The following is a 13,091-nucleotide window of genomic DNA, read 5'->3' on the forward strand; positions in this document are numbered from 1 at the left end:
TCGATGCCCGCCCGGCGCGACCACCTGAGGCGAGCGCCTCGTTCGGGATGACCTTGTGTCCCCAAGAAGGCCCCCTCCCGCCCCCCACGAAGCGAGAGGAGGCCGGACGAGCTAGTTGGCGAGCGAGTTGAGGGCGTTGTCCGGGATCTCCTGCGGGATCTGGCTGTCCTCGCTGAGGTCCGCGACGTCGATCCACAGGTCCTTGTCCGGAGCCTTGATCTTGACCCTGGATCCCCACCCGGTGTACCGGGTCTCGGTGACGGAGCGGGTCTTGCCCAGGACGCCGAGGTCCATGGTCCAGCCCGACGTCAGCTGGGTGGCCAGGCCCTTGGAGTTGACCTTCAGCGCGTAGTCGATCTTGATCTTGCCGAGCGGGCCGCTGAGCTTCTCCCCGTACACCTTGGCCAGGTCCTGGTAGGTCATGGCCCCCTTGTACGTGCCGCCCTTGAAGCTCTTGGCGCGGGAGACGATCGCCTTCAGCACCTTGGGATCGAAGATGTCGATGACCTGGTTGTAGGTGCCGCCGGAGGCCTGACCCGGGTAGCGCACCCACGTCTTGCCCTCGGGCAGGTCCTCGCTGAACGGACCGCCCTGGAGATAGGTGTGGCCGCCGACCGTGATGGTGCGCGGGGGCGCGAACAGGCCCGCCAGGGACTTGTCGCTGCCGGTGGCGTGGTTCTTGACATCGGACGCGACGACGCCCGTTTTGCCGAACTCGAACGTTCCAGACGTCCGCGTGGTGGCCCCGGTGCTCTTACCGTTCACGGTGAGCCGGGTCTTCTCGGAGATCCTTACCCCGTGCCCCGGGACGAACTGCTTCTTCAGCGCCTTCACCGGATCCACCGGCGCGGCCTGCGCGGCAGGCGTCGCGGCCACGAGCGCTGCGGCCGTGGTTAACGCCAGGCCCGCGAGAATTCGCTTCATACGTTTCCTTCGGATTCAAAAGGAGAGGGAGCAGAATCCTGCCAATAGAAGATCACGAACATATATCGGGACGCGGGGTACAGGCCGCCAAAACGGTGCACTTTTCGTGCAGAGGGTGTCCTGGAGAAGTGAGATCAGCGTCACACAGCGGGAGAACCATGCCCCGATGACCTGGGTAGGTCAAGCTTCGGGCTAGGCTTCACTGGCGGAAACGCCCGGCACGCACGGGTTGCCCGGGGCGTCGAACATCAGTCGGAAAAGCAGGGCGCAAACCCGACAGAGGGTGAGCGACCAAGGGAAGAGGACGGACCCTCGTGGACCTGTTCGAACATCAGGCGAAGGAGCTCTTCGCCGACTACGGCATCCCGGTGCCACGCGGCATCGTCGCACACAACGTGGAGGAGGTGCGGTCGGCCGCCGAGGAGCTGACCGGCCGCGTTGTTGTCAAGGCCCAGGTCAAGACCGGCGGCCGAGGCAAGGCCGGCGGTGTGAAGGTGGCCGACGACGCCGCCGACGCGGTCACCAAGGCCGACGCCATCCTCGGCATGGACATCAAGGGCCACACGGTCCACAAGGTGCTCGTGGAGGAGGCCAGCGCGATCGCGGAGGAGTACTACTTCTCCTTCCTGCTCGACCGCGCGAACCGTACGTTCCTCGCCATCTGCTCCGCCGCGGGCGGCATGGACATCGAAGAGGTCGCTCACACCTCACCCGAGAAGGTCGCCAAGGTGCCGGTCTCCGCGCTGACGGGCATCGACCGCGCCAAGGCCCGTGAGATCGCGGTGGCCGGCGGCCTGCCGGAGAAGGCGCTCGACGGCGCCGCCGAGCTCATCGAGAAGCTCTGGTGCTGCTTCGTCGACGAGGACGCCACGCTCGTCGAGGTCAACCCCATGATCCTGTCGGCCGACGGCCAGGTGAAGGCCCTCGACGGCAAGGTCACGCTCGACGACAACGCCACCTTCCGCCAGGCCGACCACGAGGCGCTCGCCGACAAGGCGGCCGAGGACCCGCTCGAGGCCAAGGCCAAGGAGAAGGACCTCAACTACGTCAAGCTCGACGGCAACGTCGGCATCATCGGCAACGGCGCGGGCCTGGTCATGTCCACGCTCGACGTGGTGGCCTACGCGGGCGAGGAGTTCCCCGGCAAGCCGTCCCCCGCCAACTTCCTCGACATCGGCGGTGGCGCCTCGGCCGAGGTCATGGCCGCCGGCCTGGAGATCATCCTCTCCGACCCGAGCGTCAAGTCGATCTTCGTGAACGTCTTCGGCGGCATCACCGCCTGCGACGCCGTCGCCAACGGCATCGTCTCGGCGTTCAAGCTGCTGGAGAGCCGTGGCGAGGCCGTGACCCACCCGCTTGTGGTCCGCCTCGACGGCAACAACGCCCAGCTCGGGCGGCAGATCCTGGCCGACGCCGCGCTCCCGCGGGTCGAGCTGGTAGACACGATGGACGACGCGGCCAAGCGGGCCGCCGAGCTCGCTGCGGTAGGTGCATGACCCATGGCCATCTGGTTGACTGAGAACAGCAAGATCATCGTTCAGGGCATGACCGGTGGTGAGGGCACCAAGCACACCCGCCGCATGCTCGCCTCCGGCGCCCGCGTCGTCGGCGGCGTCAACGCCCGCAAGGCCGGCATCACGCACGAGGGCCTGCCCGTGTTCGGCACGGTCAAGGAGGCCATGGAGAAGACCGGCGCGGACGTGTCGGTCGTCTTCGTGCCGCCGGCGTTCACCAAGGACGCGGTCAAGGAGGCCATCGACGCGGAGATCCCGCTCTGCGTGGTGATCACCGAGGGCGTGCCGGTGCACGACTCGACCGAGTTCTGGGCCTACGCCGTCGCCAAGGGCAACAAGACTCGCATCATCGGCCCCAACTGCCCCGGCATCGCCTCCCCCGGCGCCTCCAACGCGGGCATCATCCCGGCCGACATCACCACCGCCGGCCGCATCGGCCTTGTCTCGAAGTCGGGCACGCTCACGTACCAGCTGATGTACGAGCTGCGTGACTTCGGCTTCTCGACCGCGGTCGGCATCGGTGGCGACCCCGTCATCGGCACGACGCACATCGACGCGCTCCAGGCGTTCCAGGAGGACCCGGGCACGGACGCGATCGTGATGATCGGCGAGATCGGCGGCGACGCCGAGGAGCGGGCTGCCGCGTACATCGAGCAGCACGTCACCAAGCCGGTCGTGGCCTACGTCGCGGGCTTCACCGCGCCGGAGGGCAAGACGATGGGGCACGCGGGCGCGATCGTGTCGGGCTCCGCGGGCACCGCCCAGGCCAAGAAGGAGGCTCTGGAGAAGGTCGGCGTCCGCGTCGGCAAGACCCCCTCCGAGACCGCCCGGCTCATGCGCGAGATCATGCAGGCTCGTTGATCGCTTGAGTTTGGAAAGCCCCGCGTGGTTCTTTCGCCACGCGGGGCTTTCCATTGGGCGGGTCCGGGCTGGTCTTGTCGGCGCTGGCGTGCGACATTTCCTGTTATGGGCAGGGACGTGCCAGTCGTCGTCTTCAGCCGGGACGACCGCCGGAAATATCGGGAAAAGGTGCGTCGATGTCTCGACGTCTTCGCCCAGATGCTCCGCGAATCCCGCTTCGAGGACGAACGGCCCCTCGCCGGGCTGGAGATCGAGCTCAACATCGTGGACGCGTACGGCGAGGCCGCCATGCGCAACGCCCAGGTGCTGGCCGCCATCGAGCAGCCGGACTGGGCGACGGAGCTGGGACAGTTCAACATCGAGATCAACATCGAACCCCAGGAGCTGGGCGGCGACGGCGCCTTGCGCCTGGAGGAGGACGTCAGGGCGCGGCTCAACCACGCCGAGGAGCGCGCCCGCTCCCAGAACGGCCACCTGGTCCTGATCGGCATCCTGCCCACGCTGCGCGAGCAGGACATCGGCGAGGGCACGCTCTCCGCGAACCCCCGCTACCGCCTGCTCAACGAGCAGATCTTCGCGGCCCGCGGGGAGGACCTGCACCTGGCCATCGAAGGTGTCGAACGCCTGGACACGCACGCCGACAGCGTCGCTCCCGAGGCCGCGTGCACCAGCGTGCAGCTGCACCTGCAGGTCAGCCCTGAGGCGTTCGCCGCGCACTGGAACGCCGCCCAGGCCATCGCGGGGCCTCAGATCGCGGTGGCGGCCAACTCCCCTTACCTGTTCGGCAAGGAGCTGCACCGCGAGACCAGGATCGCCCTGTTCGAGCAGGCCACGGACACGCGGCCGGCCGAGCTGAAGGCGCAGGGCGTGCGGCCCAGGGTGTGGTTCGGGGAGCGGTGGATCACGAGTGTCTTCGACCTCTTCGAGGAGAACGTCAGCTACTACCCCGCCCTGCTGCCGCTCTGCGAGGACGAGGACCCGCGTACCGAGCTCGAACAGGGACGCATCCCGCAGCTCCACGAGCTGACCCTGCACAACGGCACGATCTACCGGTGGAATCGGCCGGTGTACGCGGTGGTGGAGGGGGTGCCGCACCTGCGCGTGGAGAACCGCGTGCTGCCTGCCGGGCCTTCCGTGGCCGACATCGCGGCCAACGCCGCGTTCTACTACGGGCTGATGCGCGTGCTGCCGTACGCCGAACGGCCGATCTGGAGCCAGATGTCGTTCCGGGCGGCGGAGGACAATCTCAGCGCGGCGGCCCGGCACGGGCTGGACGCGCGGCTCTACTGGCCGGGGATGGGAGAGGTGCCCGCGGCCGAGCTGATCTTGCGCCGCCTGCTGCCGATGGCACGCGATGGGCTGGCCGAGTGGGGCGTGCACGGCCCCGTCGCCGACCGGCTGCTCGGCATCATCGAGGGCCGCTGCCTGACGGGTCGTACGGGGGCGAGCTGGCAGGTGGCACGCGTACGCGCGCACGGGGGAGATCGGCATGAGGCGTTGCGATCCATGACCCTTGGCTACATCGAGCGGATGCACAGCAATGAGCCCGTGCACAATTGGGACGTGTGACGCTCGTGAAACGCATCCTGATCATCGGCCTGGTCCTGTTGCTCGGCGGCTGTGGCCTGGTGCGGCCGCGGTCCATGGACGCGCAGGGGGCCGACTCGTTCGAGGACGACGTGCGGACCGCGCGTACGCTGACGGAGGCGTTCTGGAAGCAGTACTTCCAGCAGCTCAACCAGACTTATCGACCTATCACCGACTTTGTCCCCTATTCCGGGAACTCCGGCCCCCGCTGCGGCGGCGAGCCGGCCGTTTCGAACAACGCCTTCTACTGCCCGGTCGGCCACTTCATCGCCTACGACCAGGATTGGATGGAGGCGCTCTGGAACGAAATGGGCGACGGGTCGGTCTATGTGATCATTCCGCATGAGTTCGGGCATGCCGTGCAGGCGCAGCTCCAGACCGACTTCGAGCTGAACGTACAAATGGAGCTCCAGGCCGACTGTTACGCGGGCGGCACCCTCTCGTCCCTGGTCGGCTCGGGGGCGCTCCAGGCACAGTCAGGTGACGAGGACGAGTTGCTCCTGAGCCTGGAGGCCGCCGGCGACCCGACGGACGACTGGCTGAACCCGGCTGCGCATGGGACGGCGGAGCAGCGCCAGGCGTCGTTCGCGACGGGCTGGAGTGACGGAGTGGGCGCCTGCTGACCATGCCGGCTGAGACTTCCGGGGATGTACACGCCTGCGCACGGATCAGACTCGGGGATGTATGCCTGGGTCAACCCAGAGGATGATGTGTCTGATCATGACCACGCTCTACCTTTGACCCATGCCTTTGGCGGAGATCGGCTGGCTGCGCAGGGGTGCGTGCAGGTCCAGCGACCCTGACCTCTTCTTCCCGCTCGCCCCCACCCCCTTGCAGGAGGCCCGCGCCAAGGCGGTGTGCGCGCGCTGCCAGGTCATCGAGGAGTGCCGCTCGTACGCGTTACGCGCGGGCGAGTCGGAGGGCATCTGGGGCGGCCTCACCCCGGAGGAGCGCCGCCGCACCCGCTTCCCCACCGGCTGGCGCCGCCCCGCCGCTTCGTAGCGCCCCGCCCGAGCGACCGAACGCGTAGACGTCTCGCCGGCGCCCGACTTCCGCGACGACGGGCACATCGCCGGCGGGGCCTCCTTCTCAGGCGGCTCACGGCGGATGTGCATGCCGCAAACCACCCGCGACCGGGGGCGCGCTGCCGGCGTGCATTGCCGCGCCCCGCCCCGTGCCGGACGGCGCCGCTCCTCGCAGAGCAGGGGCGCGACGTAGCCTGCAAGGGTGTTGCTCCGCTCGATCGCCGTGCTCACCGCGGCCAACATCATGAACAACAAGGTCGCCCCCCGCCTGGCGCCCCTGACGTCGGCCGCCGCGACCGCCGCCCTGGTCGCGATGGCTCGCCGGTCCGGCCTGTCGTGGCAGGAGCTGGGGTTCGAGCACGGCCGCCGGGGCGCCGTGGCGGGAGGCGCCTTAGCGGCGGCGGTGGCGGCCGTTTACACCGTCGGCATCGCGAATCCCCGCACCCGGCCGCTCTTCCACGACGAGCGCGCCCTGTCGCTATCGCACGCCCGCGCCCTGGAGGAGGCCCTGCTCCAGGTCCCGTTGGGCACCGTCCTGCTGGAGGAGGTGGGCTTCAGAGGCGCCCTTCACGCCATGCTGCGCCAGCGCCGCGGCACGGTCGCCGCCACGGCGATCTCCTCGGCACTGTTCGGCCTGTGGCACATACTCCCGGCCATCGACATGGCCCGCGCCAACCCCGCACTCGGCGCCCTGACGGCCGGCGAGTCCCCCACCCACCTCGACACCGCACGGGTGGTGGCGGGGAGCGTGGTGTCCACGGCGGCGGCCGGGGTGCTGTTCTGCGAGCTGCGCCGCCACGGCGGCCTCCTGACCCCGGCCATGCTGCACTTCGCCACCAACTCCCTCGGCTACCTCTTCGCCCGGATCGCCGCCAAGCGAGAGTAGGGCTGCCCTGATCGGCTACGGAGGTGGCCGTCTGGGCGCTGGACGTTCAGGCGATGCTCGCCCGCAAGTCGCACCACCGAGCCGTCGGGCCGAACGATCTGCTGATCGCCGCCTGTGCGCAGGTGCACGGGGCGACGATCCTGCATTACGACCGCGGCTTCGACATCATCTCCGAAGCCACCGGGCAGCCGTCGCTCTGGGTCGTGCCGCCAGGCTCGACCCCCTAGGCAGAGCTCAAGCCGTCGGGACGACCTGGAACGCCTCCGCGTAGTGACCGGCGGGGAAGCCGGCCTGTTCGGCCCAGGTGGCGAAGCGGGTCTTGACGAAGTCGACGAAGCCCTCCACGTGGGCGATCTGGCTCACATGTGACTGCAAGGCCGCGAGCTTGCGGTCCATGGCCTCGGTGATGTCCACCCAGTGGTTGGGGGTCGAGCCGCCGTTGAGCCACACCTCGCGTACGGTCCACGCCTCCAGGCCCTCGTCCTTGAGCAGCTCGGGGAAGGCGTAGGGGTTGCGGGCGTCCGGGTAGACGGCGTCCAGGGCGGAGCCGCCCACCGCCCGGTGGTCGGGGTGGCTGGGGGCGACGTGGTGGTAGTTGCGATCCGGATGGTGGGTGATGACCAGGTCCGGCCTGACCTGGCGGATGACACGGGAGATGTCGCGCCTGAGCTCCAGCGAGGGCACCACCTGCCCGTCCGAGTAGCCGAGGAAGCGCACGTCCGTGACGCCGACCGCCTTGGCTGCGGTGCGCTGCTCGGTCCTGCGGAGCTCGGCCATGCCGGAGTTGTCCAGGGTGCGTTCGTTGCCGCCCGCATCTCCGTCCGTGACCAGCAGGTATGTGACCTCGACGCCCTTGTCGACGAACAGCGCCACGCTGCCCGCCGCTCCGAAATCGACGTCATCTGGGTGGGCCGTCACCACAAGGACCCTGTTGATCTCGGCTTCCGGCAGCATGGCTCCCCTTTCTGATGTTCTACGAAGGACAACCGCGCGCCCCTCTGATGGCATTCCGGTCAACGATTGTCGGTGGGGCGTCTTAACCTAGGTAGGTGCCCACCCAAGTCTCTGTAGACCACCCCCTGCTCGACGGCCTCAACCCGCAGCAGCGCGAGGCCGTGATCCATCATGGCAGTCCGCTGCTCATCGTGGCGGGGGCGGGATCCGGGAAGACGCGGGTGCTCACGCATCGCATCGCGTACCTGCTGGCCGAGCGCAATGTGCATCCGGGCGAGATCCTGGCGATCACGTTCACCAACAAGGCCGCCCGTGAGATGAAGGAGCGCATCGACAAGCTGGTCGGCCCGCGGTCCAAGGCGATGTGGGTGATGACCTTCCACAGTGCCTGCATGCGCATCCTGCGGCGGGAGGCCAAGCGGCTGGGGTTCCCGTCGAGCTTCTCGATCTACGACCAGGCCGACTCGCAGCGGCTCATGGCGATGGTCTGCAGGGAGATGGAGCTCGATCCGAAGCGCTACCCGCCGCGCTCGTTCTCGGCCCAGGTCAGCAACTTCAAGAACGAGCTGATCGACTACGAGACCGCGCTCGACAAGGCGGGCTCGCATCTGGAGAAGACGCTCGCGCAGGCGTACAAGGCCTATCAGCTCAAGCTGACCGAGGCCGGCGCGATGGACTTCGACGACATCATCATGAACACGGTGACGTTGTTCCAGCTCTTCCCCGAGGTGGCCGAGCACTACCGGATGCGGTTCAGGCATGTGCTGGTGGACGAATACCAGGACACCAACCACGCCCAATACATCCTGATCAGGGAGCTGGTCGGGCATCCCGAGCTGCGCACGACCGACGGCGAGCTGGTCCGGCCGGGCGCCGACATGTCCGAGCTGTGCGTGGTGGGCGACGCCGACCAGTCCATTTACGCCTTCCGCGGTGCGACGATCCGCAACATCCTGGAGTTCGAGCGCGACTATCCGGATGCGCGGACGATCCTGCTGGAGCAGAACTACCGCTCGACCCAGAACATCCTGGCCGCCGCCAACGCGGTCATCGCCCGCAACGAGTCGCGCAAGCCCAAGAACCTCTGGTCCGACCAGGGCGACGGGCCCAAGATCGTCGGCTACGTCGCCGACAACGAGCACGACGAGGCCATGTTCGTGGCCCAGGAGGTCGATCGGCTCAGCGACGAGGAGGACGTCAAGCCGGGCGAGGTCGCCGTCTTCTACCGCACCAACGCCGCCTCCCGGGTGTTCGAGGAGATCTTCATCCGCACCGGCCTGCCGTACAAGGTGGTCGGGGGCGTGCGCTTCTACGAGCGCAAGGAGGTCAAGGACCTGCTGGCCTACCTGCGCGTGCTCGCCAACCCCGCTGACGTGGTGTCGCTGCGGCGCATCCTCAACGTGCCCAAGCGCGGCATCGGCGAGCGTGCCGAGGCGACGATCGAGGCGCTGTCGTCGCGCGAGCGCATCTCGTTCTGGGACGCGCTGCGCCGCGCCGACGAGGCGTACGGGATGGCCACGCGCTCGCTCAACGCGGTACGCGAGTTCGTCGCGATGCTCGAGGAGCTCATCGCCAAGGCCGAGGGCATGCCCCCGTCGGCGCTGGCCGAGGAGGTGCTGGTGGCCACCGGCTACCGCGCCGAGCTGGAGGCCTCCGAGGATCCGCAGGACGAGTCGCGTCTGGAAAACCTCAACGAGCTCATCTCCGTCGCCTCCGAGTTCGAGGAGGCCAATCCGGAGGGCACGCTGGTGGAGTTCCTTGAGCAGGTGTCGCTCGTGGCCGATGCCGACCAGATCCCCGAGGCGGACGGCGGACAGGGGGTCGTCACCCTGATGACCCTGCACACGGCCAAGGGGCTGGAGTTCCCGGTCGTCTTCCTGACGGCCATGGAGGACGGGGTGTTCCCGCACATCCGGTCGCTCGGGGAGCCCAAGGAGCTGGAGGAGGAGCGGCGGCTGGCATATGTCGGGATCACCCGGGCGCAGAAGCGGCTCTACCTCACGCGTGCGGCCGTGCGCAGCTCCTGGGGAGCGCCGTCGTTCAACCCGGCCTCGCGGTTCGTGAACGAGGTGCCGGGGCAGCTCATCGACTGGCGTACGGACCCGGAGAAGTCCGCCTGGAGCGCGGCCACCCGCCGGGAGCCCGCCGCCCGCCCCGCGCCGGCCAAGAGCGGTGGGCGCAAGGTGCCCTCGCTCGCGCCCGGTGACCGGGTGACGCACGACGCGTTCGGCCTGGGCACGGTGGTGTCCGTGGACGGGGTGGCGGAGAAGACCAAGGTGAAGATCGACTTTGGCGGGGGCGGGGAGAAGACGCTGCTGCTGGCGTACGCCCCGCTCGAGAAGCTCTGACGCGCCGAGCCCCGCCCCCGGTGGAGGGCGGGGCTCGGGGAAGTTCAGCTCTTCAGGGCGCTGCCCTTCTTCCACTGGGTCCAGTTGAGCTGCCAGTAGCTCCAGCCGTTGTTCCACTGCAGCTTGCGCTTCGTACCGGTGATCTTGACGACGTCGCCGCGCTGGGCGATGCCGTAGAACCACTTGGCCCCGGCGGGAGTGGCGCGTACGCAGCCGTGGCTCTGGTTGGAGCGGCCGAGGAAGTGGTAGTAGCCGGCGCTCTGGTGGACGTACTCACCGCTGTCGGAGATGCGGACCGCCCATGGGATCTGCTCCTTGTAGTAGCGCGGGTCCTTCGGGTCCGTCACGCCCATCCAGGAGGAGGTCATGGTCTCCACGGCCTTCTTGCCCATGGTGAGGTGAACGCCGCTGGTGGTGAGGTAGACGTCCACGCCGTTCCTGATCAGCCCGCCCCTGCCTGCGCTGATCGGGATCTTCTTGGCCAGTTTGCCGTCGCGGTACACCCTCATCTGGTGCTTGCGGGTGTGGACCACGGAGATGTTCTGCGTGCCCACGGCGAAGCGGCGGGAGACGTCCTTGGCGCCGGTGTTGCCGGGGAGCTGCGACAGGCGGGCGGTGAAGAGCACCTTCTGGTGGGGCTTCCAGTACGTCTTCGTACGGTAGATGACCTTGCGCGCCGACACCCAGCGCCAGGCGCCCTCGGCCGGCTTGTCCGCCTGCACCTCCAGCAGCGCCTCCACGGCCGCCTTGTCTTCGACGTCGCGGTCGAACGTGACGATGATCGGGAAGCCGACGCCCACCTTCTCGGACTTCTCCCCCATCGGGGTTATGTCAGCTATATCAAGCTTGACCTTCTTCGCCGGCGCTGTGACGCCTGCCGCGCTGACGGCCTTCACCACCGGGGCCTGCGCTTGCGGGACGTGGGCGCTTTCCGCCGCACAGGCCGTCAGGGCGGCCAATGCGACCAGGGCCGGCAGCATCCGGGGGACGCGTTTCAAGGGGGTACTCCTGGACTATGTGTTTTTCTCCTTCCTGTGTGACAACTGAGACGGGAGATTTGTGGGCGGATCAGCGATAACTATCCCATAACGGTCCAACCACGCACGAGTGACCAACTATCCAGAGGGGAAGCGCGGGTCAGACCAGGCGGCGGGCGGTGGCCCAGCGGGAGAGTTCGTGGCGGTTGGAGAGCTGGAGCTTGCGCAGGACCGACGAGACATGGGTCTCCACGGTCTTGACCGAGATGAAGAGCTCCTTGGCGATCTCCTTGTACGCGTACCCGCGCGCGATCAGCCGCAGCACCTCGCGTTCTCGCTGCGTCAGCGAGTCCAGCTCCGGGTCGATGGACGGCGCCTCCGACGAGGCGAACGCGTCCAGGACGAAGCCCGCCAGTCGCGGCGAGAAGACCGCGTCGCCCTCGGCCACCCGCCGGATGGCGTCCGTGAGCTCCTTGCCGCTGATGTTCTTGGTCACGTAGCCCCGGGCACCGCCCCGGATCACGCCGATGACGTCCTCGGCGGCGTCCGAGACCGACAGGGCGAGGAAGCGCACCTGGGAGCCCGCGCCCAGCACCCGGCGCAGCACCTCCTGGCCCCCGCCCCCAGGCATGTGCACGTCCAGCAGGACCACGTCGGGCTTGTGCTCGGCGATCGCCTTGACGGCCGTCTCCACGTCCTCGGCCTCGCCGACCACCTCGATCGAGTCGCCCAGCTCCGCGCGCACGCCGGAACGGAACAGCCGGTGATCGTCGACGATCAACACGCGCGTCATGCCTTCTCCACCTTCATCGTCAACATCACTTCCGTGCCCTCGCCAACCGAGGTACGCACCCTGGCCACTCCCCCGTGGCGCTCCATTCTCCCGATGATGGACTCCCTGATGCCCATCCTGTCGAGCGGCACCGCCTCGAGGTCGAAGCCCTTACCCCGATCCTTCACGAAAATCGTGACCTCTTCACCCTCCACTTCCGCATAGACGGAAATAGACGGACTCTCAGAGTATTTAGCCGCGTTGACCATCGCCTGCCGGGCCGCCTTGAGCGTGGCGGCCAGCTTGCCCGCCGGGTCGAGGGCGGTGTCCCCGACGCAGACGACCTCGATGGGCACCCCGTGCGCGTCCTCCTCCTCGGCCGCGATCCTGCGTACGGCCGCCGCCACCGTGGCGTCGGCGTCCTGGGCGGGCTGGTAGAGCCAGTTGCGCAGCTCGCGCTCCTGGGAGCGGGCCAGCCTGGTGACCTCGCGCGGGTCGTGGGCGACGCGCTGGATGAGCGTGAGCGTGTGCAGCACCGAGTCGTGCACCATGGCGGCCACCTCGGCCCGCTCCTCCTGCCTGATGCGCTCGCGCCGCTCCAGCTGCAACTCTTTCCACAGACCGGCGAGCCAGGGCGCGGCGATGACCGCCAGACCGCCGACGACCACGACGGTGAACAGCAGCCCGGGCCTGGCCTGTGCGAGCTCGCCCTGGGCGTACAGGAAGCCGGCCGCGCCGACCACCACGAGGGCCACCCCGAGCAGCGTGCGGACCCGGTTCTTCCTGATGCTCGTGGTCGCCCCGCGAACCCAGTTCTTGCGGCGTTCCGGGTCGGCCTGCTGCCAGAGGATCAACGCGCCGATGCCGCCGACGGCGAACGGCAACATGGCGATCCCGCCCTTGGAGGCCCCCGTGAGCCAGCCGAACGCGAACAGCGCCACCCCGATCGCGCTGAAGGCCGCGAGCTGGCTCCAGTCCCGCTGCGGCGGCTGCCCCTCGTACGGCTGCCGCGGCGTGACCATCCACAGCACCGCGTACGCCACCATGCCGATCCCGTCGACCACGCTGAGCAGCACGAACATCAGCCTGATCACCACGGGATCGAGCGAGAGCTGCGCCGCCAGCCCCTGGGCGACACCGCCGAGCAGGCGGCCCTCCATGGGGCGCATCATGCGCCGGTAGGGCGCGTCGCCGGTCGGCTCGGCGAGAGTCTTCTGGTCAGCCATAACATGGCCATAGTCAC

13 protein-coding genes are annotated in these 13,091 nt (G+C 68.4%); 8 read left to right on the top strand and 5 right to left on the bottom strand.

What is annotated here, in order from left to right; translation table 11 throughout:
* Positions 1–111 precede the first annotated feature (111 nt).
* A complete protein-coding gene (locus ACIBVN_RS26490; RefSeq protein WP_397140718.1) occupies positions 112–924 on the bottom strand; it encodes a hypothetical protein in 813 nt (270 codons plus the stop codon).
* A gap of 314 nt (positions 925–1,238) precedes the next feature.
* On the opposite strand from ACIBVN_RS26490, the gene sucC reads away from it, so the two are divergent.
* From sucC to ACIBVN_RS26525, 7 genes are all read left to right on the top strand, one after another.
* Positions 1,239–2,420, top strand: a complete 1,182-nt coding sequence (gene sucC, locus ACIBVN_RS26495; protein ID WP_397140720.1) for an ADP-forming succinate--CoA ligase subunit beta — start codon at positions 1,239–1,241, stop codon at positions 2,418–2,420.
* A 3-nt stretch (positions 2,421–2,423) separates the two neighbouring features.
* Entirely contained in the window at positions 2,424–3,299 is an 876-nt protein-coding gene (gene sucD / locus ACIBVN_RS26500; RefSeq protein ID WP_175600409.1) for a succinate--CoA ligase subunit alpha, read from the top strand.
* Positions 3,300–3,404: 105 nt separating this feature from the next.
* Positions 3,405–4,868 carry a glutamate--cysteine ligase gene (locus ACIBVN_RS26505; RefSeq protein WP_397140722.1) on the top strand — a complete coding sequence of 488 codons (1,464 nt, stop codon included), beginning with the start codon at positions 3,405–3,407 and terminating at the stop codon, positions 4,866–4,868.
* Positions 4,865–5,509, top strand: coding sequence for a neutral zinc metallopeptidase (locus tag ACIBVN_RS26510; RefSeq protein ID WP_397140724.1), 645 nt, complete (start codon positions 4,865–4,867; stop codon positions 5,507–5,509). Before ACIBVN_RS26505 ends, ACIBVN_RS26510 begins: the two co-directional genes overlap by 4 nt.
* A 121-nt stretch (positions 5,510–5,630) precedes the next feature.
* Positions 5,631–5,888, top strand: a complete 258-nt coding sequence (locus tag ACIBVN_RS26515) for a WhiB family transcriptional regulator (protein WP_397140726.1) — start codon at positions 5,631–5,633, stop codon at positions 5,886–5,888.
* Between the two features lie 225 nt (positions 5,889–6,113).
* On the top strand, positions 6,114–6,797 hold the full coding sequence (locus ACIBVN_RS26520; RefSeq protein WP_397140728.1) for a lysostaphin resistance A-like protein: 684 nt from the start codon (positions 6,114–6,116) through the stop codon (positions 6,795–6,797).
* Between the two features lie 23 nt (positions 6,798–6,820).
* Positions 6,821–7,024, top strand: coding sequence for a PIN domain-containing protein (locus ACIBVN_RS26525; RefSeq protein ID WP_397140730.1), 204 nt, complete (start codon positions 6,821–6,823; stop codon positions 7,022–7,024).
* A gap of 7 nt (positions 7,025–7,031) precedes the next feature.
* Here ACIBVN_RS26525 and ACIBVN_RS26530 read toward each other — a convergent pair whose 3' ends face one another.
* Positions 7,032–7,751 carry a PIG-L deacetylase family protein gene (locus tag ACIBVN_RS26530; protein ID WP_397140732.1) on the bottom strand — a complete coding sequence of 240 codons (720 nt, stop codon included), beginning with the start codon at positions 7,749–7,751 and terminating at the stop codon, positions 7,032–7,034.
* Between the two features lie 125 nt (positions 7,752–7,876).
* Here ACIBVN_RS26530 and pcrA point away from each other — a divergent pair, with 125 nt between their 5' ends.
* Positions 7,877–10,099: a DNA helicase PcrA gene (pcrA, locus tag ACIBVN_RS26535; protein ID WP_397140989.1), complete on the top strand. Its 2,223-nt coding sequence runs from the start codon at positions 7,877–7,879 to the stop codon at positions 10,097–10,099.
* 44 nt (positions 10,100–10,143) lie between these two features.
* On the opposite strand, the gene ACIBVN_RS26540 is transcribed toward pcrA, so the two are convergent.
* The 3 genes from ACIBVN_RS26540 to ACIBVN_RS26550 form a co-directional block, all read right to left on the bottom strand.
* Positions 10,144–11,097: a L,D-transpeptidase gene (locus tag ACIBVN_RS26540; RefSeq protein WP_397140734.1), complete on the bottom strand. Its 954-nt coding sequence runs from the start codon at positions 11,095–11,097 to the stop codon at positions 10,144–10,146.
* A 139-nt stretch (positions 11,098–11,236) separates the two neighbouring features.
* On the bottom strand, positions 11,237–11,869 hold the full coding sequence (locus tag ACIBVN_RS26545; RefSeq protein WP_349446816.1) for a response regulator transcription factor: 633 nt from the start codon (positions 11,867–11,869) through the stop codon (positions 11,237–11,239).
* On the bottom strand, positions 11,866–13,074 hold the full coding sequence (locus tag ACIBVN_RS26550; protein WP_397140737.1) for a PspC domain-containing protein: 1,209 nt from the start codon (positions 13,072–13,074) through the stop codon (positions 11,866–11,868). The genes ACIBVN_RS26545 and ACIBVN_RS26550 overlap by 4 nt, the downstream gene beginning before the upstream one ends.
* Between the last annotated feature and the right edge of the window lie 17 nt (positions 13,075–13,091).

The organism is Nonomuraea sp. NPDC049400, from assembly GCF_044466425.1.
In the GTDB taxonomy this organism is placed as follows: domain Bacteria; phylum Actinomycetota; class Actinomycetes; order Streptosporangiales; family Streptosporangiaceae; genus Nonomuraea.